Here is a 26763-nt window from a genome sequence, read left to right on the forward strand (position 1 = left end):
TGGTGGGCAGCCGCACCACGCTCGACGTGCTGAACGCCGAGCAGGAGCTGCTCAACGCCCGCGTCACCCTGGTGCAGGCGCTCTCCAGCGTCGTCACCGCCAGCTACAACCTCGCCGGCGCCGTCGGGCGCCTCACCGCCCGCGACCTTGCCCTCCCCGTCGCCCAGTACGACATGGAGGCCTACTACAACACCGTCCGCTCCCGCTGGTTCGGCACAGGGGATTACTCGGGCCAGTGAGCCGCCCGGGCGGGAGGGCCACAGCCCCTCCCGCCGTTCATCCGGCTCCCGGCCGGGTCAGGCCGGCTCCATCACCAGCATCTCGCCCACCAGGGCGCCGATGGCCAGCGAGGCGGTCAGCCCCGGGCTCTCGATGCCGAACAGGTTCACAAGGCCGGGCTGGCCATGCGTCTCCGGCCCCTGGATGACGAAATCCTGCGCCGCCTGCCCGGGCGGCACGATCTTCGGGCGGATGCCGGAATAGCCCGGCTGCAGCGCGCCCTCCGGCAGGCCGGGCCAGTAGCGGCGGATGGCGGCGTAGAAGCTGTCCCCGCGGCGCGGGTCCACCTCGTATTCCACCTTCTCCACCCACTCGACATCCGGGCCGAAGCGGCACTGGCCGCCGAGGTCGATGGTCAGGTGGGTGCCGAGACCGCCCGGCACCGGCACCGGATAGATCAGCCGCGAGAAGGGGGAGCGCCCGGCCAGGGTGAAGTAGTTGCCCTTGGCGTAGTAGGCGGTGGGCACATGGCCGGCCGGCATGCCTTCCAGCGAGCCGGCGAGGCGCGGTGCGTAGAGGCCGGCGGCGTTCACCAGCAGGCGGCAGCGCAGCTCCATCGGCTCGGCGCCACCGACGCGGATCTCGGCGCCGCCCTCCGGCAGCAGCCGCCCGCCCAAAACCGGGCTGTGGAAGACGAACATGGCCCCCGCATTCTCGGCATCGCCCTGCAGCGCCAGCATGTAGGCGTGGCTGTCGATGATGCCGGTCGAGGGCGAGACGAGGGCGGCGGTGCAGGAGAGGGACGGCTCCATCTCCAGCGCCTCCTCGCGGCTGACCAGCCGCAGGTCCGGCACGCCATTGGCGGCCGCGCGCTCGCGGATGGAGGCGAGCTTGCCCGTCTCCTCCTCGTTGGTGGCGACGATCAGCTTGCCGCAGTTGCGGTGCGGCACGCCGCGCTCGGCGCAGTATTCGTAGAGCCGGTGCTTCCCCTCGACGCAGAGCCGCGCCATCAGGCTGCCCCTGGGGTAGTAGATGCCGGCGTGGATGACCTCGCTGTTGCGCGAGGAGGTCTCGGTGCCGATGCCCTCGGCCGCCTCCAGCACCAGCACCTCGCGGCCCGCGAGAGCCAGGGCGCGCGCCACGGCCAGCCCCACCACGCCCGCGCCGACGACCACGCATTCGACCTGATCCAAGGCCATTTCCTCCGGGGATGACAAGCGGGCCCTGGTTCTACCGCGCCGCCGCCCCGCCGTCGCGCGCCGGTTGAGGGAAAGGGCGCGGAAACCCGCTCAAAAATGCGATGGCGGGCTTCCGGCGGCTTCTTTGGGCGCAGGGCGCTTGACGCGCCGCCGCCGCCGCTCCACGCAGCCGGGCATGGCCGCTCCCCCGCTTCTGCTCCTCCAGGATATCCGCCTCGGCTTCGGCACCACGCCGCTGCTGTCGGGCGCCACGCTGTCCGTCTCGCCAGGGGAGCGCCTGGCGCTGATCGGCCGCAACGGCTCCGGCAAGTCCACCCTGCTGAAGATCGCGGCGGGGCTGGCGCAGCCGGATGGCGGCAGCCGCTTCCTCCAGCCCGGCGCCACGCTGCGCTACCTGGAGCAGGAGCCGGATCTCGGCACCTTCCCCTCCGTGCTGGCCTATGTCGAGGCCGGGCTGACGGCGGGGGACGACGAATACCGCGCCCGCTACCTGCTGGAGCAGCTCGGCCTCACCGGCGAGGAGAAGCCGGCCAACCTCTCGGGCGGCGAGGCGCGCCGCGTGGCGCTGGCCCGCGCGCTGGCGCCGTCCCCGGACATCCTGCTGCTGGACGAGCCGACCAACCACCTCGACCTGCCGGCCATCGAGTGGCTGGAGCAGGAGATCGGCGCCATGCGCTCGGCGCTGGTGCTGATCAGCCACGACCGCCGCTTCCTGGAGACGATGACGCGGGAGATGGTGTGGCTCGACCGCGGCACCACCCGCCGCCTCGGCCGCGGCTTCGCGCATTTCGAGGAATGGCGCGACGAGGTGCTGGAGCAGGAGGAGAAGGAGGCCCACAAGCTCGACCGCCAGATCGTCCGCGAGGAGGACTGGATGCGCTACGGCGTGACGGCCCGCCGCAAGCGCAACGTGCGGCGCGTGGGTGAGCTGGCCGGGCTGCGCCAGCAGCGGCGGGAGCGCCGCGCCGCCCAGGGCGGCGTGAAGATGGCGGTGGCCGAGGGCGAGGCCTCCGGCACGCTCGTCATCGCTGCCGACGGCATCAGCAAGAGCTTCGGCGAGCGGGCGGTGGTGCGGGAGTTCTCGACGCGCATCATCCGTGGCGACCGGGTCGGCATCGTCGGGCCGAACGGCGCGGGCAAGACCACGCTGCTCTCCATGCTGACCGGCGTTCTGGCGCCCGATTCGGGCGAGGTGAAGCTCGGCACCAACCTGCAGATGATCAGCCTCGACCAGCGCCGCGCAGCACTCGACCCCACCGCCACGGTGGCCGAGACGCTGACCGGCAAGCGTGGCGACCAGGTGTGGGTGAACGGCCAGCCGCGCCACGTCATCGGCTACATGAAGGACTTCCTGTTCCTGCCGGAGCAGGCGCGCACGCCGGTGGTGGCGCTCTCGGGCGGCGAGCGGGGGCGGCTGCTGCTGGCCCGCGCCTTCGCCACCCCCTCCAACCTGCTGGTGCTGGACGAGCCGACCAACGACCTCGACCTCGAGACGCTCGACCTGCTGCAGGAGCAGATCGCCGAGTATTCCGGCACCGTCATCGTGGTCAGCCACGACCGCGACTTCCTCGACCGGGTGGCGACCAACGTCATCGCCTGGGAGGGGGAGGGGCGCTGGCAGGACTATGCCGGCGGCTATTCCGACATGGTGACGCAGCGCGGCCATGGCGTGCGCGCCCGCGCCGAGACGGTGGCGAAGCCCGCCACGGCGGCGAAGCCGGCCGCCGCCCCGCCGCCGGCCGCCCGGAAGAAGATGTCCTTCAAGGAGCAGCACGAGCTGGAGACGCTGCCCGCCCGCATGGCCAAGCTGGAGGCGGAGGCGGCCAAGCTGCGGGAGATCCTGGCCGACCCTGGCCTCTATACGCGGGACCGGGCGCGCTTCGACAAGGCCACCGAGCTGCTGGCCCGCGCCGAGGTTGGGCTGGCCGAGGCGGAGGAGCGCTGGCTGGCGCTGGAGATGCTGCGCGAGGAACTCGGCGGCTGAGCCGCCGGGTGCTCAGGCGGCGCCCTTCTGCAGGGTGAAGGTGGAGGGCTGCACGCCGCCGGCGCGGAAGCTGACATCGTATTGCAGCCCCGCCTGCTCGAAGCGCAGCTCGGCCCGCGCGCCCTGGCCCAGATCATGCGCCAGGCCCCGCTCCAGGAAGCGGAGCCCGAAGCCGCGCTGCGCCGGCGCTTCCCGCAGCCGCAGCTTGCCATGCTCGTGCCAGGAGAAGTGGATCACGCCGTTCGGTGTCGCGCGCCAGGTCAGGGTGACGCGGCCATCATGCGCCAGCGCGCCGTGCCGGCTGGCATTGCTGGCCAGCTCGGAGATGGCGATGACCATGGCCTGCGCCTGGGCCGGGCGCACCACCACGCCGGAAGGCCCGTGCATCACGAGCTGCCCGGTGGCCAGCCACACCGCCTTCCAAGGGGCCAGCGCCGCCTCGATCGCGCCGTCGAGCGTGGCCTTGGACCAGCCGACCGAGGCGAGCAGCTCGTGCGAGCGGGAGAGCGCGCCCAGCCGCGCGCTGAAATCGGCGGCGAAGCGGTTGGGGTCCTGCCCCGCGCCGCGCATGGTCTGCGCCGCCAGGGACTGCACGGTGGACAGCGTGTTCTTCACCCGGTGGTTCAGCTCGGCCACCAGCTCCTTGCGCCAGCTCTCGATGGCCGCCTTGTCGCTGATGTCCATCACCACCAGCGAGAGGCGGGCCTCGGCCCCGCCGCCCAGCACCGGCTCCGCGGCGATGAAGTAGTGCTGGCTGCGCCCGCCCGGGGCCATCACCTGCACCTCCTGCCCCGGCAGCCCCTCGCCGCGGGCCAGGGCGCCGCGGAGCATGGGCAGCAACAGGCCGCCCAGCAGCGGCATCGCCTCCGCCAGATGGCGGCCGACCAGCCGCGCCTCCGGCTGCCCCGCCAGGGCGGCGAAGCCCGGGTTGATCTCGCGCAGGCGGCACTCGCCGTCCAGCAGCGCCAGCCCGGCCGGCGTGGCCTTGCAGATGGCGCGCAGCTCGGCCCCCTTGTGCTGTGCGCCGCGCGCCTGCTGCCGCTCCCGCCACCGCGCCGAAAACAGCCCCGCCAGCAGCAGGGAGCCACCCGCGCCCATGCCGGCCAGGCCCAGGGAAAGGCTGACGCGCTCCTGATGGCGCTCCTCGGCGCGCAGCCGCCGCATCTCCGTGCGGATGGTCCGCTCCAGCACCAGGCCCGCCATGTCGACCATGCCCGTGTCGGGAGCCCCCTGCAGCCGCGCGACGGCCGCGGCCAGGCCGCGCTGGGCGGGCGCCAGAGGCGGCTCCGCCGCCGCCAGGCGGGCCAGGGAGGCGAGCACCGCCTCGAGCGAGCCGCCACCTTCCCGTCGTTCGTCCAGCAGGGCGAGCAGACGCTCGGTGTCCTGCAAGCCGCCCTCCAGGCTTTGCAGCCGCTGCTCGTTCTCCCCGTTGCGGTAGAGCAGCTGGTAGCTGGTGGCCGCCATGCCGGCGAACAGCAGGCCCACGGCGAGCCCTGCCGTCAGCCAGAGCCGGGAGTCCTGGCCCGCCTGCTTCAGGAAGGGAGTCATGCGGGCCGCCGGAGGGCAGGACCACCTGCGGCACGGCGGGAGACATCCAGCCCGCATCCGCGTGGAATGTGGTCTGGTGCGGGTTCACTGGCCGTCGGCACGATCATGTGCTGCATGGCAGGGAGTGAAGCGCGATTTCGCCAACAACGCGATAGGGATGCCCTGCTTGTTTTACAAAATGTTGCATGAATGCACGGCCTTGCGGTAACCCCGCCCGCCACTGTGGGAAGGAAGCCGCCATGGACGAGGACGACGACGAAGCCCCGCCCGGCCTGCCCGCCGGCACGCCGTTCTACATGACGCCCGCCGGCCACGCCGCCCTGCAGGCGGAGCTGCGCGCGCTGTGGAGCGAGGAGCGGCCGAAGGTGGTGGAGATCGTCTCCTGGGCCGCCAGCCTCGGCGACCGCAGCGAGAATGCCGACTACCAGTACGGCAAGCGCCGGCTGCGCGAGATCGACCGCCGGGTGCGCTTCCTGCGCAAGCGGCTGGAGCGGGTGCAGGTGGTGGACGCGGCGACGCAGCCGCGGCGCGACCAGGTGTTCTTCGGCGCCACCGTCACCTATGCGCGGGAGGACGATTCGGAGGTCACCGTCACCATCGTCGGCGTCGACGAGACGGATCTCGACCGCGGGCACATCTCCTGGGTCTCGCCGGTGGCGCGGGCGCTGCTGAAGGCCCGGGTGGGGGATCTGGTGAAGCTGCGCACCCCGGCGGGGCCGGAGGAGCTGGAGGTGGTGGCGATCCGCTATCCGGCGCCGGGCGCAGCCTAGGCTCGCTTTCGCGCGAGACGGCGCAGGGGCGCGCCGTATTCCCCTGGCGGAGGCGGGCGGCCGGCGCCATGCTGCCCGGCGTGGCCTTGCCTGCCACCGATGGAAACGCCGGAACCTTCCAGCCATGTCGCAGCACGCCGTCCGCCCGCCCGCCACGCCGGGACTCCGGCTGCGCCTGGGCACCGCCTGGGGCGGCCTCTCGCCCACGCTGCGGGGCATGGTGTGGATGAGCCTCTCCGGCCTGCTGTTCAGCCTGCTCAACGCCATCATGAGCGGCATGACGCGGGAGATGCACTCCTTCCAGGCGCAGTTCCTGCGCTACGCCTTCGGCTTCGCGGTGATGCTGCCGCTGCTCTGGCGGGAGGGGCCGCGCGCCTATGCGCCGAACGGCCTCTCCGGCCAGCTCTGGCGCGGCGTGGTGCACACGGCGGGGCTGCTGCTGTGGTTCCTGGCGCTGCCGCACATCCCGCTGGCCGATGTCACGGCGCTGGGCTTCACCGGGCCCATCTTCATCATGGTCGGCGCCGTGCTGTTCCTGGGCGAGAAGGTGGTGGCGGCGCGCTGGGTGGCGGCGCTGGTGGGGCTGGTCGGGGTGGCCATCGTGCTGGCGCCCAAGCTCTCCGGCGGCGGCGGGCTGTGGAACCTGGTGATGCTCTCCGCCTCGCCGCTCTTCGCCGCCTCCTTCCTCATCACCAAGGCGCTGACGCGGCGGGACCGGCCGGATGTCATCGTCATGTGGCAGGCCATCACCATCTCGCTGTTCACGCTGCCCTTCGCGCTGGCCTCCTGGCAGGCGCCAACGCTGGTGCAGCTGGCCTGGTTCGCGGTGGCGGGGCTGCTCGGCACGCTGGGCCACTGGTGCCTGACGGAGGCGTTCCGCCTCGCGGACGTCTCCGCCACCCAGCCGATCAAGTTCCTCGACCTCGCCTGGGCGGCGATGCTGGGCTTCCTGCTGTTCGGCGACATCCCCGGCTGGACCACGCTGGCCGGCGCCCTGGTGATCTTCGGCTCGGCGAGCTGGATGGCCCGCCAGGAAGCGCGCGCGCCGAAAGCGTGAGGAGCGCGGGCCGCCGGCCACGCGCCCCCCGCGGCTCAGTTGCTGGCAACGCCCGCCAGGGTGAGGATGGTGCCGAGCGCCGTGGCGACCCCCTTCACGCTGGCCGTCTGCTCCACGTCGATCCATTCCTCCAGCGAGTGCTCCCGCCCGCCGCTGCCGCCGGTGCCCAGCGTCACGGCCGGGATGCCGAGGCTGATCGGGATGTTGCTGTCGGTCGAGGAGGCCTCGTGCTTCAGCGCGTAGCCCTGGGCGCCGATGGTGGCCGCCGCGACGCGGGCGATGCGGCTCTCGCGCGCCGTGGTGCCGGCCGGGCGGTCGCCGATCTGCTTCACCTCGACGCGGATCTCGCCGCGCGCCGTGTCGCGCGCCGCGTTCTCGTCCGCCGCCGCCTGGGGCAGCGTCTCCAGGAAGCGCGCCTCCAGCACCGCCAGCGCCTCGGCCGAGGCGGAGCGGAGATCGACCTCCATCCACATTGCTTCGGGGATGGCGTTGATCGAGGTGCCGCCGCCGATGCGGCCGATGGAGAAGGTGGTCTTGGGATGGCTGGGCACGCGGATGCGGCCGAGGTCGTCGGCCGCGCGGGCCAGGGCGAAGGCCGGGTTCACCAGCCCGAAGGCGCCGAAGGAATGCCCGCCGGGGCCGCGGAAGGTGATGCGGTAGCGCTTGCTGCCCACCGCCCCATGCACCAGCCGGGCGGGGTCGATGCCGTCCATGGCGATGAAGCCGGCCACCTGGTCGCGCCAGCGGTTGGCGCGGAAGAAGTGCTTCACGCCGCGCAGGTCGCCGGCGCCTTCCTCGCCCACCGAGGCCAGGAGCAGCAGCCCGGCGCGGGTGCGGATGCCCGCCGTGTCCAGCGCCCGCGCCATGGCCAGCAGCACGGCCAGGCCGCGCGTGTCGTCGCCGACGCCGGGGGCGCGCAGGATGGTGCCCTCGCGCTTCACCGTCACGTCGGTGCCCTCGGGGAACACCGTGTCGAGATGCGAGCAGAGCACGATGACGCCGGCCGAGGGGTCGGTGCCCGGGCGCAGCGCGGTGACGTTGCCTTCCTCGTCGGTCTCCACCTGCTCCAGCCCCTGGTCGCGCAGCAGGCCGGCATAGGCGGAGGCGCGCGCCGCCTCGCCGAAGGGGGGCGAGGGAATCTGAGTGAGCGCGATGAGCTGCTGCACGAAGCGGTCGTGGTCCGCCTCCAGCGCCGCCACGATGCGGGCGAAGGCGGGGCTGGCCAGCAGATCCTGCACCTCGGCGGCCGGGTCGGCGCCGCCGGTGGCGGAGAGCAGGGCGCGCAGGGCAGGGGCGGCGTCGTCGGGCATGGGAGTCGGGCCTCGGCAATCAGGGGTCGGAAAAGGGCGCGGACGTTCCGCCCGGGCGCGCGCCGGGTCAAGGGGGCGGGCCGGGGATGCGGCCGGCCCCCATGAGCCGGCCCCCATGAGCCGGCCCCCATGAGCCGGCCCTCGTGAGCCGGCGGGCGCCGCCCCGCTCAGCTCGCCTTGATGCCGGCGCGGACGATCAGCGCCTCCCACTTCTCGATCTCGGCGCGGAGGAAGGCAGCGCTGCTCTGCGGCGTGCTGTCGGACACGATGTCCATGGCCTGCTTGCGCAGCGTCTGCCGCACCCCTTCCTGCGCCATCACGGCGTTGATCGCGCGGTTCAGCGTGGCCACGGTCTCCGCGGGCGTGCCGGCGGGGGCCAGCACCATATGCCAGGTGAAGGATTCATAGCCCGGCACCGTCTCGGCCACGGTGGGCAGGTCCGGATAGAGGGGCGAGCGCTCCCGCGCCGTGATGGCGAGGCCGCGCATCTCGCCGCGCTCGATGAAAGGCATGCCGCTGGAGATGACATCGACCATCATCGAGACATTGCCGCTCAGCAGGTCCGGCATGGCGGCGGTGGAGCCGCGATAGGCCACGTGGTTGACCTCCAGCCCGCCGGCCATGGCGAGCAGCAGCTCGGTGGCGAGATGGATGGAGCCGCCATTGCCGTTGCTGGCGTAGTCGTACTTGCCCGGATTGTCGCGAAACAGCTTCAGCAGTTCGGGAAGGCTCTGCGCCGGCACCGCCTTGTTCACCATCACCACGTTGTGGATGCGGCCGATATGCGCGACGGGCTGGAAATCCGCGATCGGGTCGAAGGGCAGATGCGGGAAGAGGGCGCGCGCCACCGAATGCCCGACGGTGGTGTAGAGCAGGGTGTGGCCATCCTTCGGCGCCTTGGCCACCGCGTCGCTGGCGACGATGACGCCGGAGCCGGTGCGGTTCTCCACCACCACCCGCTGGCCGAAGGATTTCGAGAGTTCATCCGCCACGAGGCGGGCGGGCAGGTCGGTGGGGCCGCCGGCCGAGAAGGGCACCAGCAGGCGGATGGGCTGGCTCGGCCACGCGGCGGCCTGGGCGCGCGCGGCGGCGGGCCACAGGGCGGGCGCCGCCAGCGGGGCGAGGGCGGGGAGGCGCAGAAGCGTACGGCGATGCATTGGAAGGCCTTTGCGGTTCGGGAGTCGCGCGGGCCGTGTGGGGCGTGTTTTTTTATGGGTGGGCCGCGCCCCGGAAACGGGGCGCGGCCGGGCCGTTCAGGTGCCGACGCGCAGCGGCGCGCCCAGCTTGCGCAGGCAGGCGATGACAGAAAGCGCGGTGATCTTCCCCGTCTTGGGATTCTCGCTCGGGATGTTCTCGATGGTCATGGAGAAGCTGGCCGAATCCGCCTCCACCTCGATGCGGTGGGTGTTGCGGGTCAGCGCCGGGTCCGCCCAGATCTCCAGGCTGGTGCGGTCCGGCCCGATGCCGGCGAGCGAGAGGGCCACCGCCACGTTGAGGTTGGCGGGGAAGCCGATGGCGGCCTCCCGCGGCGTGCCCTGGAAGATCCGCAGCGGCTCGCGGATGTCCTCGATCCGGATGCCGTGCTCCTCCAGATAGGGGGCGCCCACCAGCCCGCGCACCGGCTTGCGGGTGATCATGCGTACCGCGTGGATCTCCCCCTCGGCGGCGGCGGAGACGGCATCCAGCCCGAGCAGCGCGCCGGTCGGCACGATGATCTGCCCGCCATGGCGGCGCGCCGCCTCGACCAGCCCCTCATGCGAGAGCAGCGCGCCGGCGCTCAGCACCACCGCCTTCTTGCCGGCCTCGACGAAGGGGCCGACGATCTGCGGCAGCAGCGCCGCCGGCGCGCATTCCACCACCAGGTCGGCCAGCGGCGGCAGCTCGGCGATGTCGACCACCGGCACAGGGTGGCGCAGCGTAGACAGGGTCCGCGCCGCCTTGGCCTTGTCCCGCGCCGCGACGGCGGACAACTCGCAGCCGGGAATGCCGGCATCCAGCGCCTCGGCCAGGCGCTGGCCCACCGCCCCGAGTCCGGCGATGGCGACCCGCAGCGGGCGGGGCCGCGGCTGTGACATGACATTCATCCTGTATACCTCTCGGTGGTGAGCAGAGCGCCGGGGCAGGATACTGGCAAACGAATTCCCGGTCGGCGATGCATGCGCTAGGCTCATGCATGGCCCGGCGAACCCTTCCCCCCCTGGCGGCGCTGCGCGGCTTCGACGCCGCGGCGCGCCACCTCTCCTTCACCGGCGCGGCGGCCGAGCTGGGGCTGACCCAGGGCGCCGTCAGCCGGCAGGTGAAGGCGCTGGAGGAGGATCTCGGCCAGCCCCTGTTCCGGCGCCTGACCCGCCGCATCGTGCTGACGCCCGAAGGCACGGCCTTCCACCGCACCGTGGAGGAGGCGCTGGCACTGCTGGCCGAGGGGGCGGGGCGGCTGCGTGGCGGGCCGCCGCGGCGGCTGACGCTCTCCGCCCTGCCGACCATCGCCTCTGCCTGGCTGATGCCGCGGCTGGATGGCTTCGCACGCCGGCATCCGGGGCTGGAGGTGCGGCTGCTCTCCTCCATCGAGCCGGTCTCGCTGGCGGGAGGGGAGGCGGACCTGGCGATCCGCGTCGGCCGGCTGCCGGGCCAGCCGCAGCACCGGCTGGCGCCGCGCATCGAGCTGGAGATGGTGCGGGACTGGCGCGGGCTGGAGGCCATGCCCTTCCTGCCGGATGTGCTGGTGCCTGTCTGCCGCGCCGAATGGCTGCCGAACGGTCCGCTGGAGCCCGCCGCCCTGGCAGCCCTGCCGCTGATCCATGTCTCCACCCGCCGCCATGCCTGGCCGGACTGGCTGCGCGCCCAGGGTGTGCGTCTGGCCCCGCAGCGCGTGCAAGGCGGCCTATCCTTCAGCCATTTCTTCATGGCGCTGGAAGCGGCGCGGAAGGGGCAGGGGGTGGCGCTGGTGCCGGACATCCTGCTGCCCGGCAACCTTCCGCAGGAAGGACTGGCCGTGGCCGGCACGGCGCGTATCGCCAGCGCGGGAAGCTATGTGCTGCTGCGGCAGGACAGCCGCAAAGGAGAGGGGCCGCTCGATGCGCTGCATGGCTGGCTGCTGGCGGAAGCGTGGCGGAGCCTGATGGATACGCACCCGGGCGGCGGCCTGGGGCCGCCGCCCGGGGATATCCCGGGCCGCGAGGGAAGCGAAGCCCAAGGAAATTACGCCGCCAATGGGGGGGCAGGACGTAATTTTCGGTAAGCTAACGGCCTCGGAAGGATTTGCCAAGGCCAAGCAAGGCCAAGACAGCAACCCACGCGAAAACGGCCCGGCGGCAATGCCACCGGGCCGTTCTTTCGCTACGCTGCGTCAGGCCTTAGCTGGCCGCCTCTGGCGCGTGCTCATTCTCTCCGTCGCCGTCCGGCCGGCCGTCATCGGGCTTGGGCAGGGCGGGGAGGGGCGCCTCGATGAACTCGAAGGTGAGGCTGTCATCCTTCTTGCCCACCTTGACCGCGCCACCCTTGGCCAGCTTGCCGAAGAGCAGCTCCTCGGCCAGCGGCTTCTTGATGTATTCCTGGATGACGCGGGCCAGCGGCCGCGCGCCGTACAGGCGGTCATAGCCCTTCTCGGCCAGCCACTCCTTGGCGGCGGAGGACAGCTCGATGGTGACGTTGCGATCCGCGAGCTGGGCTTCCAGCTGCATCACGAACTTCTCCACCACGCTGCCGACGATCTCCGGCGTCAGGTTGCCGAAGGGCACCACGGCGTCCAGGCGGTTGCGGAACTCGGGGGTGAACAGGCGCTTCACCGCCTCCTCATCCTCGCCCTTCCGCTCCTCGCGGCCGAAGCCGATGCCGTTCTTGGCCATGTCGGCGGCACCGGCATTGGTCGTCATGATCAGGATGACGTTGCGGAAATCGACCGTCTTGCCGTTGTGGTCGGTCAGCTTCCCGTGGTCCATTACCTGCAGCAGGATGTTGTAGAGGTCCTGGTGGGCCTTCTCGATCTCATCCAGCAGCAGCACCGCATGCGGATGCTGGTCGATGCTGTCGGTCAGCAATCCGCCCTGGTCGAAGCCGACATAGCCCGGCGGCGCGCCGATCAGCCGGCTGACGCTGTGCCGCTCCATGTACTCGGACATGTCGAAGCGGATCAGCTCGATGCCGAGCGTCTTGGCGAGCTGCTTGGCCACCTCGGTCTTGCCGACACCGGTGGGGCCGGAGAAGAGATAGTTGCCGATCGGCTTCTCCGGGTCACGCAACCCGGCGCGGGACAGCTTGATCGCGGCGGAGAGGGCCTCGATCGCGTTGTCCTGGCCGAACACCATGGCCTTGAGGTCGCGCTCCAGGTTCCGCAGCGTCTCCTTGTCGTCGGTGGAGACGCTCTTGGGCGGGATCCGGGCGATCTTGGCGACGATGTCCTCCACATCCTTCAGGGTGACGGTCTTCTTCCGCTTCCCCTCGGGCTGGAGCATGCGCGAGGCGCCGACCTCGTCGATGACGTCGATCGCCTTGTCCGGCAGCTTGCGGTCGTGGATGTACTTGGCCGAGAGCTCGACGGCGGCGCGGATCGCCTCCGGCGTGTACTTGACCTTGTGGTGCTTCTCGTAATTGACCTTCAGCCCCGTCAGGATCTTCACCGCGTCCTCGACCGTCGGCTCGTTGACGTCGATCTTCTGGAAGCGGCGGACCAGGGCGCGGTCCTTCTCGAAGTAGGTGCGGTATTCCTTGTAGGTGGTGGAGCCGATGCAGCGCAGCGTGCCCTGGGCCAGGGCCGGCTTCAGCAGGTTGGAAGCATCCATCGCGCCACCGGACGTCGCGCCCGCACCGATCACGGTGTGGATCTCGTCGATGAACAGGATGGAGCCGGGCTGCTGCTCCAGCTCGTTCACCACGGCCTTCAGCCGCTCCTCGAAGTCACCGCGGTAGCGGGTGCCGGCGAGCAGGCTGCCCATGTCGAGCGCGAAGATGGTGGACTTGGCCAGCACCTCCGGCACGTCGCCCTCGATGATCCGCTTGGCCAGCCCCTCGGCGATGGCGGTCTTGCCGACGCCCGGGTCGCCCACATAGAGCGGGTTGTTCTTGGTGCGGCGGCAGAGGATCTGGATGGTCCGCTCGATCTCGGAGTCGCGCCCGATGAGCGGGTCGATCTTGCCCTGCTGCGCCTTCTTGTTGAGGTTGACGCAGTAGTTGGAGAGCGCGTCCTGGCCACGGCGGCCCTGCGGCTTCTCCTCCTTCTCCGCGCCTTCCTCGGCACCCGAGGCGGTGCTGGGCGGGTTGCCCTGCACCGGGCGGCTGGTGCTGCGGCCAGGAGCCTTGGCGATGCCATGGCTGATGAAGTTCACCGCGTCCAGCCGCGTCATGTCCTGCAGCTGCAGGAAGTAGACGGCATGGCTCTCCCGTTCGCTGAACAGGGCGACGAGCACATTGGCGCCCGTCACCTCGTCGCGGCCCGAGGATTGCACATGGATGGCGGCGCGCTGCACCACCCGCTGAAAACCAGCGGTCGGCTTCGGGTCGCCGGAGCGTTCGGTGACGAGCCCGGCGAGATCCTTGTCCAGGAACTCGGCCAGGTCGCGCTTCAGCTTGTCCTGGTCGACCCCGCAGGCGCGCAGCACGGTGGCGGCGTCGGTGTCGTCGACGAGGGCAAGGAGCAGGTGCTCCAGCGTGGCGTATTCGTGGCGGCGTTCATTGGCCAGCGCCAGCGCACGGTGGAGCGTCTGCTCAAGGTTGCGGGACAGCATGCGGTGTGACGCTCCCCTTCCAGGAACGGCACCGGGTATGGAAGGGTCCGGCGCCGCAAGACAGGGTCTTTCGACCCAGGATAGCCGTAATGTGGTCTCGCTCCCCTATGACGGCGAGGGGTATTCTAAGTTTCACTAGGTTACACAGAGATGATCATGCCCCGCATCATTCCTTTTTGCCCCATCATTCCTTTTCGATGGTGCACTGCAGCGGGTGCTGGTTCTGCCGGGCGAGGTCCATCACCTGGGTGACCTTGGTCTCGGCCACCTCGTAAGTATAGACGCCGCACACCCCCACGCCACGGCGGTGGACATGCAGCATGATGCGCGTCGCCTCCTCGCGGTTCTTCTGGAAGAAGCGCTCGAGCACGTGCACCACGAACTCCATGGGCGTGTAGTCGTCGTTCAGCATCAGCACCTTGTACATGGCAGGCTTGCGCGTGCGCGGGCGTGCCTTGACCACGACGCCGGTATTCGTGCCGTCCTGCGAGCCGCCCTGGCCGCCATTGCCATTGTTGCCGGGGCCGTTGTTGTCGCTGTCCTGATCCGGGCGCTTGTCCTGGTCCGTCATGTCACTGCTGCCGGCTTGCCGGTTGTCTGCTGCACCCAATGGGCTGTCCGTCCGTAATCGGGGGGAGGGGTCTGGAATCCGCCACTGGACCCCGCTCCTCGCGCCCATGATGCCCGAGAATATCGGACGGGCGGGGCCAAGGTGAAGGGCCGAGCATGTCGATGACGATGGAAAAGCGCCACCACGCCGTAAAAGCGCCAGGGCATGGGCCGGGCTGGCGGGCGCGGGGCGGGCGCGGCGCGCACGCCTGCGGCCACCCCCTGCGAGGCGGCGGAAGCCGGGGCAGGGGGGGCTTGGCCGGCGGTGCCCAGGGCGCCGCCGGCATGGTCGGTCAGGCGAAGGCGGCGGGGCGGGTCATCCGCTCCATCGCCAGCGTCATGCGCGCGGCGATCGGGGCGGAGGCCTGCTCGGCCAGCTTGAAGGCGGCCTCGTTCAGGCGGGTCGCCTCGGACATGGACTTCTCCAGCTGCGCCTTGGCGAAGGTGGTCTGCAGCTCGGCGGCCTCCTTCAGGCTCTTGGCGGAGGCCACGGCCTTGGCGTTCTGCATGGCGTGCTCGTTCATCGCCTGCATCACCGCGAAGGCCTGCTTGCTCAGGTCCTGCAGGCCGCTGACATAGGCCTGGGTGGCCTTGCTGAAGGCCTCCATGTTGCCACGGCCGAACTCCATGGCATCCTCGGTGGCCTTGTAGAGGCCTTCGGTCGAACGGGTCGTCTGGTCCATCGTCTTCTCCATCGCCGTGCGGGTCTGTGCCGCGCTGTCCTTGGTCATGCTCGCCAGCGCCTGCGCCGGCTCGCTCGCCGGCGCCGGAGCCGCATCCGCCGCCGTCTCGGCGATGGCGGAAACATTCTCCACCACCGCTTCGATCGCCTTGTCCTTGGGTGACGACGGCTTCGTGTTCAGCTTCGTCACCTTGGGCTCATTGGCCATTCAATGTTCCTCCTCGGTCTCGCGCGCTTCCTCCGCAGGGGAAGGGAACGCTGGTTCCGGTAGGCCTCAAGACCCGCCCGAAACGAGGTCCAGGTCGGCAGCCGGGTTTTGTTGCACCGCAGCATTTGGGCGGTATGGCAACGAATTTCAGGGGAGTCCAGTAAAATTTTTGCGGTGCAGCAACCAGCGTGAAACACTCTCGGGGAAGGCTCGGGAAGGCGCCGTTCCGTTCATGGGACCGCGCATAAACGAAAGGGGTTAAGCCCTTGTTGAAAGGGCATGTTCCTCATGAGTTCTCGATGACAGCGCCGCGAGCCCCCGCCTAGTATGTGGCACCTCACTGGGGGGTGAGGCCATTTCGGGGGATGGACATGTCACTTGTCCGCGCGATGCGCCGGCTCGGCTTGCTGGCCGCATCGGCTTTTTTTGCCGCCACCCTTCCGGGGGCGGCGCAGGCACAGATCGGCAGTGCCCGCTATGCGGCGGTGGTGATCGAGCCGGGCACCGGCCAGGTCCTGTTCGGCGCCAATGCCGACGCACCGCGCCATCCGGCCTCGCTGACCAAGATGATGACGCTCTACATGGTCTTCGAGGCGCTGCGCTCCGGCGAGCTGCAGCTCGACCAGCGGCTCTACATGACGGAGACCGCCGCCAGCCGGCCGCCCTCCAAGCTCGGCCTGCCGCCCGGGCGCAGCCTGACGGTGGAGAACGCCATCTACGCTCTCGTCACCAAATCCGCCAACGATGTCGCCTCGCTGCTGGGCGAGACGCTGGGCGGCGGCAGCGAGGCGCGCTTCGCGCAGATGATGACGCTGCGCGCCCGCGCCATCGGCATGACCTCCACCACCTTCCGCAACGCCTCCGGCCTGCCGGATGTGGAGCAGATCACCACCGCGCACGACATGGCCACCCTTGGCCGCCGCCTGCAGCGGGACTTCCCCGAGCGCTACCATTACTTCGGCACCCGCGTGCACCGCATGGGCACCATCGCCCTGCGCAACCACAACCGCATGCTCGACGAGTATGAGGGCGTGGACGGCATCAAGACCGGCTACATCAACGCCAGCGGCTTCAACATCGTCAGCAGCGCGCGGCGCGACAATGTGCGGCTGATCGTCGCGGTGTTCGGCGGCAGCTCCTGGGTGGAGCGCGACCGTCACGCGGCGGCGCTGCTGGAGCGCGGCTTCGCGCAGATGGGGGTGGGTGGCGGCTACGGCGCGATGGCCTCGCAATCCGCGCCGGCGGCCTCCCTGGCCATGGCCGCGGTGGGCGGCACGGCGGCGGCCACGGCGCTGCGCCGGGTGCGCGGGACGGCCCAGGCCCGCGCCATGCCCGGCCGGGGCGTCGCCGGCAGGGTGGTGCCCAGCCGCGTGGCCCCGGCCCGTGCGGTGCCGGCACGCGCCGCCACGGCGGCCGTGGCGCGGCGTGCCACGCCTGCGCCGACGCAGAAGGCGGCGGCGCGGGTGGCGCGGCAGTCCGCGCCGGCCCGCAGCGCCGGGCGGCTTTCGGTGGCCCGCCGCGCCACGGCCACGGTGATCGAGCAGGGCGATGGCGGCAGCCGCGTGCGCGCCACGCCCGAGCGCAGGCCGGCGCGGCGCAACCCGGCCCGGCCGGCGCGCTGAGCGCCGGCTTCCGTCACACTTCATCACGGGCGTAGGGGGAGGGCGCAATGCGCCCGTAACATTCCCCTCCCATCTCTCTCCTCATGCGGCGCTGTTCGCCGCCCATCCCGAGGGGAGAGCCACGATGACTTCCAAGCTTGCCATGGGCCTGTTCGGCGCCGCGCTGGCCGCCGCCGCCCTTCCGGCCCTGGCGCAGCAGCCGGGCCAAGGCGGTCCGCGCCACGGTGGCCCGGCCCGGATGCTGCAACAGGCCGATGCCGACCGCGATGGCCGCGTCAGCGAGACGGAGGGGCTGAACTTCCTCTCCGCCCGCTTCGCCGAGGCGGATGCCAACAACGATGCCGCGCTGGAACGCAACGAAGTGCGCGACTACCTGCAGGCGCGCCGCGCCGCCCATGCGCCGGGTGGCGAGCGCCGCCCCATGCCGGAGCGCGTCCGCAACGCCATGGAAGGCCGCATGGATGCCATCTTCCGGGCCGCCGACGCCAACCGCGACGGGCGCGTGACGATGCAGGAGGTGCAGCCGATCGCGGTGGCGATGTTCCGCGCCGCCGATGCCAATGCCGATGGCGCGCTGGAGGCGTCCGAGCTGCGTGGCCCGCGCCACCACCGTCATCAGCGCGGCTCCGGGGCGCCCGCGCCGCAGGCTCCCTCTCCCGAGGCGCAGCCCGCCCCCCAGGCGCCGCGCTGAGGCGGCGCGGCCCGGCGGCACTTCCCCACCCCCCCGCCGCCGGGCCCGCCGCGCTTCTCCGCGGCCCTGGGCCGCTCATGCCACGCGCGAGAAACGACAACGGGGCCGTGCGATGCACGGCCCCGTTGGCAGCCTGACGATCAGGAAATTCGAGGACCCGATGGTGGGTGCGACAGGGATTGAACCTGTGACCCCCGCCGTGTGAAGGCGATGCTCTACCGCTGAGCTACGCACCCATCGGGTGTGGGCGGGGAAATAACGGGCGGCCGGAAAGGTGTCAAGCAGGGGTCACAATCATTCCTCATCTACAAACACCCGCCCGGCGCATCATCTGAACGGGATGCGCCGTCTCCTCCTGCCGCTCCTCGCCGCCGCGCTTTTCCTGCCCCTGCCGGGGCGGGCGGAACCGTTGCGGGCCGTCTATGGCGTGCAGGCGGCGGGCATGCAGGTGATGCGGGTGGAGGTGATGTTCGACCTGGATTCGCCACGCCACTACCGCATCGAATCCGCCGTGCACCTGACCGGGCTGGCGCGCTGGTTCAGCGCCGGGCGGCAGGTCAACCGTGTCGAGGGGCTGTGGCGGGAGCATCGCGCCCAGCCGGTGCGTTTCGTGGGGGATGGGGTGTGGCGTGGCAAGCCGCGCCAGGTGGTGCTGGAATACCCCGACGGTCAGGCCACGCTGCGCCACCTCGTGCCGGCCGAGGACCCGGAGCGGGAGCCGGTGCCGCCCGCCCTGTGGCGCGGCACGGTGGACGCGCTGACGCCGGTGGCGCAGATGGCGCGCAACCTGGCCCGCACCGGCCGCTGCGAAGCCGAGGCCACGGTGTTCGACGGCCGCCGCCGCGCCGAGTTCACCGCCCGCACCCTGGGGCGGGACCGCCTCGCCCCCTGGCGCGAGGCCTGGAGCGGCGAGGCGGTGCGCTGCGGCTTTACCGGCCGCCAGACCGCCGGCTTCCGCCACGATGACGAGCGGGACCTGCGCGAGCCGCAGGAGGCCATCGCCTGGATGGCCAGCCCGCGCCCGGGTGCCCCGGTGCTGCCCGTGCGGGTGGAGATGCCGGGCCGCTGGCTGGGTCCGCTGACCGCCTATCTGCTGGAGCTGGGCCCCGCCTGAGGCCTCGGCGCCGCCAGCGCCTGCCGCAGCAGCGCGGGCAGGGCGGCGGGGCCGTCCGCCACCGGCGCGCCTTCCGCCATCTCCGGCAGGCCGTAGCCCCAGCCGCAATAGACCACCGGCAGGCCGGCGGCGCGGCCTGCGGCGATGTCGTTGTGGTGGTCGCCCACCATCACCGCCGCCCCTGGCGTGCCGCCGGCCGCGGCCAGCGTGGCCAGCACATGCGCCGGGTCCGGCTTGCGGACGGGGAAGCTGTCGCCGCCGCCCAGCGCCGCGAAGCGGCCATCCAGGCCGAGCGCCCCCAGCAGGAGGCGTGCGGCCTTCTCCGGCTTGTTGGTGCAGACGGCCATCGCCCAGCCTTCGGCCGCCAGCCCGTCCAGCACCGCCGCCATGCCGTCGAACAGCTTCGTGTGGACGGCGGCGTGGGCCTCGTAATCGGCCAGGAAGGCGGGCTGGGCGGTGGGGTCGGCCGGCAGGCCGCGCGCGGCGAAGGCGCGGGCGAGCAGCACCGGCACGCCGTCGCCGATGAAGCGCGTCACCTCCGCCAGGGTGAAGGGGGCGAGGCCGCGCGCCTGCATTAGCCGGTTGAGCGCCGCGTGGATGTCCGGCCGGCTGTCCACCAGCGTGCCGTCCAGGTCGAAGATCACGGTTCGTTGCATGGCGCCGGTTCATGCCATGTTTCGTGCGGCAATGCGAAGTGACGCCGGAAACCCTTGCCGGGCCTTGGCTTTCCCAGGCAGAAGCGGGGCATGAATGCTGCCGCCATCCTGCTCGCCGCCGGCCTCGGCACCCGCATGAAGAGCCGCCTGCCCAAGGCGCTGCATCCCATTGCCGGGCGCCCGATGCTCAGCCACCTCATCGCCGCCTGCGAGGGGGTGTTCGACCGCCTGGTGGTGGTGGTGGGCCCCGACATGCCGGCGCTGGAGCGCGCCGCCGCGCCGCACGCCACCGTCGTGCAGGCCGAGCGCCTGGGCACCGGCCATGCCGCCCTGCAGGCGGCGCCGCTGCTCGACGGCTTCGCGGGCGACGTGGCGGTGCTCTATGCCGACAACCCGCTGATCAGCCCCGCCACGCTGCGCCGCCTGCGCGCGGCGCGCGGCGCGGAAGGCGGCGAGGGGGCCGGCCTCGCGCTGCTGGCCATGCGGCCGGAGGACCCGGCGAAGTATGGCCGGGTGATGCAGGACGGGAGCGGCAACGTCACCCGCATCATCGAGTACGCCGACGCCACGGAGGCCGAGCGCGCCGTCGGGCTGTGCAATGCCGGCGTGCTCTGCGCCCCGGCGGCCGACCTGTTCCGCTGGCTGCGCGGCGTGCGCAACGAGAACCGGGCGGGCGAGTACTACCTGCCCGACGTGGTGCCGCTGGCCGTGGCCGAGGGGAAGCGCGTCGTTGCGGTGGAAGCGCCGGAGGCCGAGCTGCGCGGCATCAACAGCCGCGTCGAGCTGGCCGCCGCCGAGGCCACGGTGCAGCAGGCGCTGCGCCGCGCCGCCATGGAAGGCGGCGCCACCCTGACCTGGCCGGAGAGCGTGGTGTTCAGCCACGACACGCGGCTCGGCCAGGATGTGACAGTGGGCCCGCATGTGGTGTTCGGCCCCGGCGTGACGGTGGAGGACGGCGCCGAGATCCGGGCCTTCAGCCATCTGGAGGGCTGCGTGGTGCGCGCCGGCGCGCTGGTCGGCCCCTATGCGCGGCTGCGGCCGGGCACGGATGTGGGGCCCGCCGCGCATGTCGGCAATTTCGTCGAGCTGAAGAACGTGGCGCTGGGCCAGGGGGCCAAGGCCAACCACCTGACCTATCTGGGCGACGCCTCGGTGGGGGCGGGCACCAATGTCGGCGCCGGCACCATCACCTGCAACTATGACGGCTTCGCCAAGCACCGCACGGAGATCGGCGCCGGCGTGTTCGTGGGGTCCCACACCACGCTGATCGCGCCCATCGCGCTGGGCGACGGCGCGATGACCGCCGCCGGCTCGGTGCTGACCAGGGATGTGGCGCCGGATGCGCTGGCCTTCGCCCGCGCGCGGGCGGCTGAGAAACCCGGGGCGGCCGCGGCCTTCCGCGCCGCCCGCCGGAAGGAGAAGGGCTGATGTGCGGGATCGTCGGTGTGGTGGGGCGGGACGATGCCGCCCCGCGCCTGCTGGAAGGGCTGCGGCGGCTGGAATACCGGGGCTATGACAGCGCCGGCATCGCCACGCTGGTGAACGGGCACATCGAGCGCCGCCGCGCCGAGGGCAAGCTCGTCAACCTGGCGAATGTGCTGGAGGCCCAGCCGCTGGCGGGCACCATCGGCATCGGCCACACCCGCTGGGCGACGCATGGCGCGCCGACCGAGCGCAATGCCCATCCGCATGGCACCGCCCGCGTCTCCGTCGTGCACAACGGCATCATCGAGAATTTCTCCCAGCTGCGCGCCGAGCTGGAAGCCGAGGGCGTGGAATTCGAGACGGAGACCGACACCGAGACGGTCGCCAAGCTGCTCGACCACCTGCTGGCCGGCGGTGCCACGCCGGAGCAGGCCGTCTCCGCCACGCTGAAGAAGATCCATGGCGCCTTTGGGCTGGCGATGGTCTTCGCCGGCCATCCCCGCACCCTGATCGCCGCGCGGCAGGGCAGCCCGCTGGCCGTGGGCTATGGCGAGGGCGAGATGTTCGTGGGCTCCGACGCCCTGGCGCTCTCGCCCATGACGCGCCGCGTCGCCTATCTGGAGGAGGGCGACTGGGTGGTGCTCTCCGATCGCGATGCCCGCTTCTTCGACGCCGATGACCGGCCGGTGGAGCGCGCCATCAAGCTCACCGCCTATTCCGGCGCCGCGGTGGGCAAGGGCAACTACCGGCACTTCATGGAGAAGGAGCTGCACGAGCACCCCGTCGTGCTCGGCGACACGCTGCGCCAGTATATCGACCCGGCCAGCCGCGCCGTGGCCCTGCCGGCGCTGCCCTTCGACCCGGTGGCGGTGCCCAAGATCTCTTTCAGCGCCTGCGGCTCGGCCTATCTGGCGGCGCAGGTCGGGCGCTACTGGATCGAGCAGGTGGCGCGCATCCCGGTCGATGCCGATATCGCCAGCGAGCTGCGCTACCGCGACCCGCCGCTGCCCGAGGGCGGCGCCGCGCTGCTCGTCAGCCAGTCCGGCGAGACGGCGGACACGCTGGCGGCGCTGCGCCTGCTGCGCGAGCGCGGCCAGCGCATCCTCTCGGTGGTGAACGTGGCCGAGAGCAGCATGGCGCGGGAGAGCCATGGCACGGTGCTGACCGTGGCGGGGCCGGAGATCGGCGTCGCCTCCACCAAGGCGTTCACCGCGCAGCTCGCGGTGCTGGCCAGCCTGGCGCTGGGCTTCGGCCGGGCGCGCGGCACGCTGCCCGCCACCGAGGAGGCGCGCCTGACCGCCGCCCTGCTGGAGGTGCCCGCCCATGCCGCCGCCCTGCTGGAGGACAGCGCCGAGATCCTGGAGCTGGCGCGCGAGGTGGCGCAGGCGCGGGACGTGCTGTTCCTCGGCCGCGGCAGCCTCTACCCGATCGCGCTCGAGGGCGCGCTGAAGCTGAAGGAGCTGAGCTACATCCACGCCGAGGGCTATGCCGCCGGCGAGATGAAGCACGGACCCATCGCGCTGATCGACCCGACGGTGCCGGTGATCGCCCTCTGCCCCTCCGGCCCGCTCTTCGAGAAGACCGCATCCAATTTGCAGGAGGCGGCGGCACGCGGCGGCCGCATCATGGCCTTCACCGACGCGGTGGGGGCCCCGGCGCTGCGCCGCTTCGCCGAGCGGGTGGTGGTGCTGCCCACGGTCGATCCCTTCGTGGCGCCCATCCTGCACGCGATACCGGTGCAGCTGCTGGCCTACCACGTGGCGGTGCTGAAGGGCACCGATGTGGACCAGCCGCGCAACCTGGCCAAGGCGGTGACGGTGGAGTGAAGGTCGCCCGTCCCTGGCCGGGGCGCAGTCCGGTGGTGGCGGCCGCTCCGGCCGCGGCCCGGCCCGATATCCTAGGGCCTGCCGGGCCGGGTGCGGCGTGATGATGCGGCTTGTTCCGCCGGTTATTCCACCGGGCGACGGAACTGCGCCATGCCATGCGGAGTTCCCAGTGGCAGGGCGCGCCGCTCCGGCGGAGAGGGCGGCCGGCCCCTTCCTCCACCACCGGATCCGAGGCGCTTTCCATTGCTTGGCGGTCACGGCAACCTGAGACTATGCTGCGTCGCAGCACAACCTTCCGGAGCCGTCATGCCATGAGTCGGACCCGCCTCGCCCGCACCGAACTGCTCGCTCGCCGCTATCTGGCCAGCCGCGGCGGTGCGCCGATGGTCGAGGACCCGCTCCGGGTGGCGCTGCCCCGGCTGCAGGCTGAGGTCGCCGCCGCCTCCCGCCTGGCACGGCTGGATCTGACGATCGCGCTCGGATTGTTCGTGGCGGCGCTGACCATGGTGCTGACAGCCTGGCTGGCCCCGCTGCATGGCGGTATCCTGGTGGCGCTCCTGCACCTGCATCTGGCGCCGCTGGCGGGGCTCGCGGTGGCCGTGTGGGCCGCCATCGTGCTGGAGAAGTCGGGGCCGCGGCTGTTCGTGACGCGCCGCATCGCCCGCGCCCTGAAGGCGGGCGCATGGCTGGAGGCGCTGGACCTCGCGGTGCAGGGCCTGCCCGCCCCCAGCGCCGCCTGAGCCGGCCATCCCCCTCTCCCGAAAGGAGAGGGGAATGGCCGCCGGCGTCAGATCCGGCCCATCAGCAGCAGCACGATCAGGATCAGCAGGATCAGGCCAAGGCCACCCGAGGGCCCGTAGCCCCAGCCGCGGCTGTAGCCCCAGCTCGGCAGCGCGCCGATCAGCAGCAGAATGACGATGATCAGCAGGATCGTACCCATGGCGTTCTCCAGCCTTGTAGCCTGCGCCTGCGGTTGCCGGCGTGCCGGGTCAACGCCCGGGCGGCGGAAAGTGTTGCGCTCAGGTTTCAGCGATCATCGGCAGGTGGGCTGACAGCGGGGCATCGCACGCCTACCTTTCCCGGAACGCCCGGTCAGCCGCCTTCCGGCGGGCCGGAGAAAAGGGAAGGAGAGCCCGATGCTCGACACCGTTGCCAAGCTGCCGCTGAAAGACCCCGACCTGTTCCGGCAGGCCAACCTGATCGACGGCGAATGGGTGCAGGCGGACAGCGCCAAGAGCCTGGAGGTTCGCAACCCGGCCACGGGCGAGGTGGTGGGCACCGTGCCCGCCATGGGCCAGGCCGAGACCCGCCGCGCCATCGAGGCGGCCAATGCCGCCTGGCCGGCCTGGCGCGCCATGCTGGCCAGCGAGCGGGCGGCCATCCTGAAGAAGCTGGCCGCGCTGATGCTGGCCAACACCGACGACCTGGCCGCCATCATGACCGCCGAGCAGGGCAAGCCGCTGGCGGAGTCGAAGGGCGAGATCGGTTACGCCGCCAGCTTCATCGAATGGTTTGCCGAGGAGGCGCGCCGGGTGAATGGCGAGACCATTCCGCAGAACGCCAAGGGCCGCCGCATCCTGGTGACCAAGGAGCCGGTCGGCGTCTTCGCCGCCATCACGCCCTGGAACTTCCCGGCCGCCATGATCACCCGCAAGGCCGGCCCCGGCTGGGCGGCGGGCTGCACCGGCGTCATCCGCCCGGCCAGCCAGACGCCCTTCTCGGCGCTGGCCATCGGCGTGCTGGCCGAGCGCGCGGGCATGCCCAAGGGCGTGTGCAACATCATCACCGGCCCGTCCTCCGGCACCGGAAAGGAGCTGACCGGCAACCCGCTGGTGCGCAAGCTCTCCTTCACCGGCTCCACCGAGGTCGGCCGGGTGCTGCTGGAGCAATGCGCCGCCACCATCAAGAAGACCTCGATGGAGCTGGGCGGCAACGCGCCCTTCATCGTGTTCGACGATGCCGACCTTGACGAGGCGGTGAAGGGCGCCATCGCCTCGAAGTACCGCAACACCGGGCAGACCTGCGTCTGCGCCAACCGGGTGCTGGTGCAGGAGGGCGTCTACGAGGCGTTCAGCCAGAAGCTGAAGGCGGCGGTGGAGAAGCTGAAGGTCGGCAACGGCATGGAGGACGGGGTCACCCAGGGCCCGCTGATCAATGCCGACGCGGTCAAGAAGGTGCAGGACCACATCGCCGACGCGCTGTCGAAGGGCGCCAGCATCGTCACCGGCGGCAAGCCGCACGAGAAGGGTGGCAATTTCTTCCAGCCCACCGTGCTGGCCAACGTGCCGCATGATGCCGTGATCTTCCGCGAGGAGACCTTCGGCCCGGTGGCGCCGCTCTTCCGCTTCAAGACGGAGGAAGAGGCCATCAGGCTGGCCAACGACACCGAGTTCGGCCTCGCCGCCTATTTCTATTCGCGGGATGTGGGGCGGATCTTCCGCGTCGCCGAGGCGCTGGAATACGGCATCATCGGCATCAACGAGGGCATCATCTCGACGGCCGAGGCGCCGTTCGGCGGCTTCAAGCAGTCGGGCCTCGGCCGCGAGGGCAGCAGCCACGGCATCGAGGAATATCTGGAGACGAAGTATCTGGCGCTGGGCGGCATCGGCGGCTGAGCGACCGGGCCGGGGAGGGGTGCTTCCCCGGCCTTTCCTGCGCGCGAAATGGCCGCAGGAAGAAGGAAGGATGCCGGCTTTCCGCGGCATGAGTGCCGCAGTCGAATACAAAAAAGGCCCCGCACGGAATGCCGTGCCAGAGCCTGGGAATATTTCAGCATGTTGGAAAACTTGGCTGGGGAACCTGGATTCGAACCAAGACTGCCCGAGTCAGAGTCGGGAGTTCTACCGTTAAACTATTCCCCAACGGCGTTGGCGGCGATATAGCGCCGGCCAGATTGGCTTGCAAGGGGGGTGTTGAACCATTCCGCTTTGCGGCGCGAAATCGCTTGCCCCGGGCGCCGGCAGGCCGGATCATTGGCAAGCCCCCCTTCTGCCCCTGCCCGGGCGGAGCCGGGAAAGGCCCCGAATATCATGCCAGATGCCGTGTCGAATCCTGCTGTCGCCCGCTTCCACCCGCCCTCCGCGGCCGCTGGCGGTGCATTCGCGGCCATTGATCTCGGCACCAACAACTGCCGCCTGCTCGTCGGCACCCCCACCCAGTCCGGCACCTTCCGGGTGCTGGACAGCTACAGCCGCGTCGTCCGCCTCGGCGAAGGGCTGGCGGGGGAGGGGCGCCTGTCCGAGGGCGCGATGGAGCGGGCGCTGCTGGCGCTCCAGACCTGCGCCCAGAAGCTGCTGCGGCGGCCGCTGCGGCGGCTGCTCGCCGTCACCACCGAGGCCTGCCGCCAGGCGAGCAACGGCCGCGCCTTCGTCGCCCGCGCCCAGGCCGCCACGGGCCTGCCCATCCGCATCATCACGGCGCGGGAGGAGGCGGAGCTGGCGATGGAATCCTGCGCCCCCCTGCTGCGCCCGCAGGACCGCCGTGCCCTGCTGTTCGACATCGGCGGCGGCAGCACCGAGATCGCCTGGATCCGCGCCGGCGCGGGGGGGCAGGCGGAGCTGATCGGCTATGTCTCTCTCCCGCTCGGCGTCGTCACCCTGGCGGAGCGGGCGGGGCTGTGCTGCTACACGCCGGAGGGTTTCGGCCGGGTGGTGGACGAGGTGACCGAGCAGCTCACCGAGTTCGACCGGGTGCACAGCATTGGCCGCGAGATGCGCGCCGGCGGCGTGCGGCTGATGGGCACCAGCGGCACCGTCACCACCCTGGCCGGCGTCGCCCTGTCGCTGCCGCGCTATTCCCGGCCGCTGGTCGATGGGCGCGTGCTGGACATCGAGGTGGCCGACCAGGCGCTGCGCGACCTGTTCCATCTCGGGCGGGAAGGGCTGCGGGCGCATCCCTGCATCGGCCCCGAACGGGCGGATTTCGTCCTGCCCGGCTGCGCCATCTATGCCGCCATCCGCCGGTTGTGGCCCTCCTCCTGCGTCACCGTCGCCGATCGCGGGCTGCGGGAGGGGATGCTGCTGCGCATGATGCGGCAGGAGCGCGCGCCGCCGCGCCGTGCCGCCCACCCGCCCCGCTGGGCCGCCCACCCGGCGCCCTGAGACACCGCTTCTTGAGGAATTGC

22 protein-coding genes, 2 tRNA genes and 1 pseudogene are annotated in these 26763 nt (G+C 71.4%); 13 read left to right on the forward strand and 12 right to left on the reverse strand.

The annotated features are described in order from the left end of the window. A pseudogene (locus CR165_RS14765) lies at positions 1–239 on the forward strand (TolC family outer membrane protein); the annotation flags it as partial. A 57-nt stretch (positions 240–296) separates the two neighbouring features. Here CR165_RS14765 and CR165_RS14770 read toward each other — a convergent pair. Beyond that, positions 297–1412: an NAD(P)/FAD-dependent oxidoreductase gene (locus CR165_RS14770; protein WP_109517774.1), complete on the reverse strand. Its 1116-nt coding sequence runs from the start codon at positions 1410–1412 to the stop codon at positions 297–299. Between the two features lie 181 nt (positions 1413–1593). Here CR165_RS14770 and CR165_RS14775 point away from each other — a divergent pair, with 181 nt between their 5' ends. Continuing rightward, on the forward strand, positions 1594–3402 hold the full coding sequence (locus CR165_RS14775) for an ABC-F family ATP-binding cassette domain-containing protein (RefSeq protein ID WP_109517872.1): 1809 nt from the start codon (positions 1594–1596) through the stop codon (positions 3400–3402). Between the two features lie 12 nt (positions 3403–3414). Here the strand turns inward: CR165_RS14775 and CR165_RS14780 are convergent, their stop codons facing one another. After that, the gene (locus tag CR165_RS14780; RefSeq protein WP_109517775.1) at positions 3415–4950 is read right to left on the reverse strand and encodes a sensor histidine kinase; all 1536 of its coding nucleotides are present in this window, start codon (positions 4948–4950) and stop codon (positions 3415–3417) included. Positions 4951–5189: 239 nt separating this feature from the next. On the opposite strand from CR165_RS14780, the gene greB reads away from it, so the two are divergent. Together greB and CR165_RS14790 are read left to right on the forward strand one after the other, a co-directional pair. Then, positions 5190–5720, forward strand: coding sequence for a transcription elongation factor GreB (gene greB / locus CR165_RS14785; protein ID WP_219929762.1), 531 nt, complete (start codon positions 5190–5192; stop codon positions 5718–5720). A gap of 124 nt (positions 5721–5844) precedes the next feature. Next, the gene (locus CR165_RS14790) at positions 5845–6777 is read left to right on the forward strand and encodes a DMT family transporter (protein WP_109517777.1); all 933 of its coding nucleotides are present in this window, start codon (positions 5845–5847) and stop codon (positions 6775–6777) included. Between the two features lie 35 nt (positions 6778–6812). Here the strand turns inward: CR165_RS14790 and CR165_RS14795 are convergent, their stop codons facing one another. The 3 genes from CR165_RS14795 to CR165_RS14805 form a co-directional block, all read right to left on the reverse strand. Next, positions 6813–8087 carry a M20/M25/M40 family metallo-hydrolase gene (locus CR165_RS14795; RefSeq protein WP_109517778.1) on the reverse strand — a complete coding sequence of 425 codons (1275 nt, stop codon included), beginning with the start codon at positions 8085–8087 and terminating at the stop codon, positions 6813–6815. 167 nt (positions 8088–8254) lie between these two features. Then, the gene (locus CR165_RS14800) at positions 8255–9244 is read right to left on the reverse strand and encodes a tripartite tricarboxylate transporter substrate binding protein (protein WP_109517779.1); all 990 of its coding nucleotides are present in this window, start codon (positions 9242–9244) and stop codon (positions 8255–8257) included. A 96-nt stretch (positions 9245–9340) separates the two neighbouring features. Next, a complete protein-coding gene (locus CR165_RS14805) occupies positions 9341–10162 on the reverse strand; it encodes an aspartate dehydrogenase (RefSeq protein ID WP_109517780.1) in 822 nt (273 codons plus the stop codon). A gap of 98 nt (positions 10163–10260) precedes the next feature. On the opposite strand from CR165_RS14805, the gene CR165_RS14810 reads away from it, so the two are divergent. Then, positions 10261–11325 (forward strand): LysR substrate-binding domain-containing protein, encoded by a 1065-nt coding sequence (locus tag CR165_RS14810; protein WP_181378181.1) that lies wholly within the window; start codon positions 10261–10263, stop codon positions 11323–11325. Positions 11326–11440: 115 nt separating this feature from the next. On the opposite strand, the gene clpA is transcribed toward CR165_RS14810, so the two are convergent. The 3 genes from clpA to CR165_RS14825 all read right to left on the reverse strand — a co-directional run bounded on the left by clpA (position 11441) and on the right by CR165_RS14825 (position 15306). Next, entirely contained in the window at positions 11441–13807 is a 2367-nt protein-coding gene (gene clpA, locus CR165_RS14815) for an ATP-dependent Clp protease ATP-binding subunit ClpA (RefSeq protein WP_109517782.1), read from the reverse strand. Positions 13808–13991: 184 nt separating this feature from the next. After that, the gene (gene clpS / locus CR165_RS14820; protein ID WP_109517783.1) at positions 13992–14378 is read right to left on the reverse strand and encodes an ATP-dependent Clp protease adapter ClpS; all 387 of its coding nucleotides are present in this window, start codon (positions 14376–14378) and stop codon (positions 13992–13994) included. Between the two features lie 331 nt (positions 14379–14709). Next, positions 14710–15306 (reverse strand): phasin family protein, encoded by a 597-nt coding sequence (locus tag CR165_RS14825; RefSeq protein ID WP_109517784.1) that lies wholly within the window; start codon positions 15304–15306, stop codon positions 14710–14712. A 371-nt stretch (positions 15307–15677) separates the two neighbouring features. On the opposite strand from CR165_RS14825, the gene CR165_RS14830 reads away from it, so the two are divergent. Together CR165_RS14830 and CR165_RS14835 are read left to right on the forward strand one after the other, a co-directional pair. Beyond that, positions 15678–16928: a D-alanyl-D-alanine carboxypeptidase family protein gene (locus CR165_RS14830; protein ID WP_245906450.1), complete on the forward strand. Its 1251-nt coding sequence runs from the start codon at positions 15678–15680 to the stop codon at positions 16926–16928. 124 nt (positions 16929–17052) lie between these two features. Continuing rightward, positions 17053–17619 (forward strand): EF-hand domain-containing protein, encoded by a 567-nt coding sequence (locus tag CR165_RS14835; RefSeq protein WP_181378182.1) that lies wholly within the window; start codon positions 17053–17055, stop codon positions 17617–17619. 161 nt (positions 17620–17780) lie between these two features. Here CR165_RS14835 and CR165_RS14840 read toward each other — a convergent pair. Further along, positions 17781–17855: transfer RNA gene (locus tag CR165_RS14840), tRNA-Val, on the reverse strand. A gap of 104 nt (positions 17856–17959) precedes the next feature. Between CR165_RS14840 and CR165_RS14845 the strand changes: the two genes are divergently transcribed. Beyond that, positions 17960–18733, forward strand: coding sequence for a DUF3108 domain-containing protein (locus CR165_RS14845; RefSeq protein ID WP_109517787.1), 774 nt, complete (start codon positions 17960–17962; stop codon positions 18731–18733). On the opposite strand, the gene gph is transcribed toward CR165_RS14845, so the two are convergent. After that, positions 18706–19389, reverse strand: coding sequence for a phosphoglycolate phosphatase (gene gph / locus CR165_RS14850; RefSeq protein WP_109517788.1), 684 nt, complete (start codon positions 19387–19389; stop codon positions 18706–18708). The genes CR165_RS14845 and gph overlap by 28 nt on opposite strands. Before the next feature lie 90 nt (positions 19390–19479). Here gph and glmU point away from each other — a divergent pair, with 90 nt between their 5' ends. The 3 genes from glmU (at position 19480) to CR165_RS14865 (ending at position 23380) form a co-directional block, all read left to right on the forward strand. Beyond that, on the forward strand, positions 19480–20817 hold the full coding sequence (gene glmU / locus CR165_RS14855) for a bifunctional UDP-N-acetylglucosamine diphosphorylase/glucosamine-1-phosphate N-acetyltransferase GlmU (protein ID WP_109517789.1): 1338 nt from the start codon (positions 19480–19482) through the stop codon (positions 20815–20817). Next, positions 20817–22640 carry a glutamine--fructose-6-phosphate transaminase (isomerizing) gene (gene glmS / locus CR165_RS14860; RefSeq protein WP_109517790.1) on the forward strand — a complete coding sequence of 608 codons (1824 nt, stop codon included), beginning with the start codon at positions 20817–20819 and terminating at the stop codon, positions 22638–22640. Before glmU ends, glmS begins: the two co-directional genes overlap by 1 nt. 311 nt (positions 22641–22951) lie before the next feature. Beyond that, positions 22952–23380 (forward strand): hypothetical protein, encoded by a 429-nt coding sequence (locus CR165_RS14865; RefSeq protein WP_109517791.1) that lies wholly within the window; start codon positions 22952–22954, stop codon positions 23378–23380. Between the two features lie 47 nt (positions 23381–23427). Here CR165_RS14865 and CR165_RS14870 read toward each other — a convergent pair whose 3' ends face one another. Continuing rightward, a complete protein-coding gene (locus CR165_RS14870; RefSeq protein WP_099094782.1) occupies positions 23428–23580 on the reverse strand; it encodes a DUF3309 family protein in 153 nt (50 codons plus the stop codon). Positions 23581–23776: 196 nt separating this feature from the next. Here CR165_RS14870 and CR165_RS14875 point away from each other — a divergent pair, with 196 nt between their 5' ends. Beyond that, positions 23777–25255 (forward strand): NAD-dependent succinate-semialdehyde dehydrogenase, encoded by a 1479-nt coding sequence (locus CR165_RS14875; RefSeq protein WP_109517792.1) that lies wholly within the window; start codon positions 23777–23779, stop codon positions 25253–25255. A gap of 172 nt (positions 25256–25427) precedes the next feature. Here the strand turns inward: CR165_RS14875 and CR165_RS14880 are convergent. Further along, positions 25428–25501, reverse strand: a tRNA-Gln gene (locus CR165_RS14880). Between the two features lie 180 nt (positions 25502–25681). Between CR165_RS14880 and CR165_RS14885 the strand changes: the two genes are divergently transcribed. Further along, positions 25682–26740, forward strand: coding sequence for a Ppx/GppA phosphatase family protein (locus tag CR165_RS14885; RefSeq protein WP_245906452.1), 1059 nt, complete (start codon positions 25682–25684; stop codon positions 26738–26740). The last annotated feature ends 23 nt before the right edge of the window (positions 26741–26763 follow it).

It is taken from the genome of Teichococcus aestuarii (assembly GCF_003116135.1).
Lineage (GTDB): Bacteria > Pseudomonadota > Alphaproteobacteria > Acetobacterales > Acetobacteraceae > Pseudoroseomonas > Pseudoroseomonas aestuarii.

Excerpts from the sequence above, each read along its gene's own strand:
- CR165_RS14775 (WP_109517872.1), top strand. The coding sequence starts at position 1,594 with ATGGCCGCTCCCCCGCTTCTGCTCCTCCAGGATATCCGCCTCGGCTTC.
- CR165_RS14780 (WP_109517775.1), bottom strand. The coding sequence starts at position 4,950 with ATGACTCCCTTCCTGAAGCAGGCGGGCCAGGACTCCCGGCTCTGGCTG.
- greB (WP_219929762.1), top strand. The coding sequence starts at position 5,190 with ATGGACGAGGACGACGACGAAGCCCCGCCCGGCCTGCCCGCCGGCACG.
- CR165_RS14790 (WP_109517777.1), top strand. The coding sequence starts at position 5,845 with ATGTCGCAGCACGCCGTCCGCCCGCCCGCCACGCCGGGACTCCGGCTG.
- CR165_RS14795 (WP_109517778.1), bottom strand. The coding sequence starts at position 8,087 with ATGCCCGACGACGCCGCCCCTGCCCTGCGCGCCCTGCTCTCCGCCACC.
- CR165_RS14800 (WP_109517779.1), bottom strand. The coding sequence starts at position 9,244 with ATGCATCGCCGTACGCTTCTGCGCCTCCCCGCCCTCGCCCCGCTGGCG.
- CR165_RS14805 (WP_109517780.1), bottom strand. The coding sequence starts at position 10,162 with ATGTCACAGCCGCGGCCCCGCCCGCTGCGGGTCGCCATCGCCGGACTC.
- CR165_RS14810 (WP_181378181.1), top strand. The coding sequence starts at position 10,261 with ATGGCCCGGCGAACCCTTCCCCCCCTGGCGGCGCTGCGCGGCTTCGAC.
- clpA (WP_109517782.1), bottom strand. The coding sequence starts at position 13,807 with ATGCTGTCCCGCAACCTTGAGCAGACGCTCCACCGTGCGCTGGCGCTG.
- clpS (WP_109517783.1), bottom strand. The coding sequence starts at position 14,378 with ATGACGGACCAGGACAAGCGCCCGGATCAGGACAGCGACAACAACGGC.
- CR165_RS14825 (WP_109517784.1), bottom strand. The coding sequence starts at position 15,306 with ATGGCCAATGAGCCCAAGGTGACGAAGCTGAACACGAAGCCGTCGTCA.
- CR165_RS14830 (WP_245906450.1), top strand. The coding sequence starts at position 15,678 with ATGTCACTTGTCCGCGCGATGCGCCGGCTCGGCTTGCTGGCCGCATCG.
- CR165_RS14835 (WP_181378182.1), top strand. The coding sequence starts at position 17,053 with ATGACTTCCAAGCTTGCCATGGGCCTGTTCGGCGCCGCGCTGGCCGCC.
- CR165_RS14845 (WP_109517787.1), top strand. The coding sequence starts at position 17,960 with ATGCGCCGTCTCCTCCTGCCGCTCCTCGCCGCCGCGCTTTTCCTGCCC.
- gph (WP_109517788.1), bottom strand. The coding sequence starts at position 19,389 with ATGCAACGAACCGTGATCTTCGACCTGGACGGCACGCTGGTGGACAGC.
- glmU (WP_109517789.1), top strand. The coding sequence starts at position 19,480 with ATGAATGCTGCCGCCATCCTGCTCGCCGCCGGCCTCGGCACCCGCATG.
- glmS (WP_109517790.1), top strand. The coding sequence starts at position 20,817 with ATGTGCGGGATCGTCGGTGTGGTGGGGCGGGACGATGCCGCCCCGCGC.
- CR165_RS14865 (WP_109517791.1), top strand. The coding sequence starts at position 22,952 with ATGAGTCGGACCCGCCTCGCCCGCACCGAACTGCTCGCTCGCCGCTAT.
- CR165_RS14870 (WP_099094782.1), bottom strand. The coding sequence starts at position 23,580 with ATGGGTACGATCCTGCTGATCATCGTCATTCTGCTGCTGATCGGCGCG.
- CR165_RS14875 (WP_109517792.1), top strand. The coding sequence starts at position 23,777 with ATGCTCGACACCGTTGCCAAGCTGCCGCTGAAAGACCCCGACCTGTTC.